This is a genomic window from Sphingobium sp. CECT 9361, assembly GCF_918741285.1.
Classification (GTDB): domain Bacteria; phylum Pseudomonadota; class Alphaproteobacteria; order Sphingomonadales; family Sphingomonadaceae; genus Sphingobium.
In genome coordinates this window covers 1-857 of the sequence record NZ_CAKKNC010000077.1, presented here as the reverse complement: position 1 = coordinate 857, position 857 = coordinate 1, and the positions used below count along the sequence as shown (strand labels likewise).

Annotated in this window: 1 pseudogene; it reads right to left on the bottom strand. The window is 58.7% G+C overall.

Annotation, left to right across the window (positions count from 1 at the left end):
- Window positions 1–19: 19 nt before the first annotated feature.
- A pseudogene (locus tag LQ220_RS24820) lies at window positions 20–777 on the bottom strand (IS5 family transposase).
- Between the last annotated feature and the right edge of the window lie 80 nt (window positions 778–857).

Sequence of the window (857 nt, the reverse complement as noted above, 5' to 3'; positions counted from 1 at the left end):
TATTAGGTCGGATCGACATTCAGCGTAACCAGATCATGGCAGCGGCGAGATGAACGAAGCCGGCGAAGTGGATGGTTCGCCGATCGTAGCGTGTGGCAAAGCGGCGGAAATGCTTGAGGCGTCCAAAGCATCGCTCGATGCGATTGCGTTGCTTGTAGAGTTGGGTGTCGTGGGGGATGAAGACCTTGCGATTGCGCTTTGACGGGATCACCGCCTGCGCCTCCATCTCGGCGATCTGGTCGCGTAAGTCATTGCTGTCATAGGCCTTGTCGGCGAGCACGGCATCAGCTTGCTGACCTTCCAAGAGGGCGGGAGCGGCGGTAATATCGTGCGCCTGTCCGGCGGTGATGCGAAATCGCAATGGCCGACCCAGCGCATCGGCGAGCATGTGGATCTTGGTTGTCAGTCCTCCTCGGGAACGCCCCAGCGCCTGGTTTTGCGCCCCCCTTTTCCGGTCGCTGCCTGCTGGTGGGCACGAACGATGGTGCTGTCGATCATAAGATACTGGTTGTCGCGGTCTGTCGTGAGCGCATCGAACACTCGTTCCCACACGCCGGCATCACACCAGCGGCTGAAGCGTCGATGCACTGTCTTCCAGCGGCCATAGCGCTCGGGCAGGTCGCACCAATGCGCGCCGGAACGTAAAACCCACAAACATCCGTTCACAAACAATCGGTTATCTGATCCTGTTCTCCCAGGATCACCTACCTTCCCCGGCAGCAGCAGCGCGATCTTCGCCCACTGCACATCGTTCAATTCGTATCGCTTGATCCCCATCGTCCGCTCCGTGTCCAACACGGAGCCCTATGAATCAGCAATTAGACCTCTTGGGAATCCTGAATGTCGATCGGCCCTAG